Below are 232 nucleotides of genomic sequence, written 5' to 3'. Positions count from 1 at the left end.
AGCGATCGGTGAGGGCGTGACCTCGGTTGCTGTCGGTGACCACGTGATCCCGCTGTACACCCCGGAATGTGGCAAGTGCAAATTCTGCCTGTCGGGCAAGACCAACCTGTGCCAGGCCATCCGCTCCACCCAAGGCAAAGGCCTGATGCCCGATGGCACCACGCGCTTCTCCTACAAGGGGCAGCCGATTTTCCACTACATGGGCACCTCGACCTTCTCCGAGTACACCGTG

At 61.2% G+C, this 232-nt stretch carries 1 protein-coding gene; it reads left to right on the top strand.

Annotation, left to right across the window (positions count from 1 at the left end; all coding sequences use genetic code 11):
- Positions 1-232 (top strand): alcohol dehydrogenase catalytic domain-containing protein (locus KZZ06_RS22310; protein ID WP_219582071.1); only part of this gene is annotated, 232 nt, incomplete at both ends.

Source organism: Sulfitobacter sp. CW3, assembly GCF_019392245.1.
GTDB lineage: Bacteria > Pseudomonadota > Alphaproteobacteria > Rhodobacterales > Rhodobacteraceae > Sulfitobacter.
Note: the sequence above shows the minus strand (reverse complement) of the source record. Positions and strands in the feature narration are given on the sequence as shown.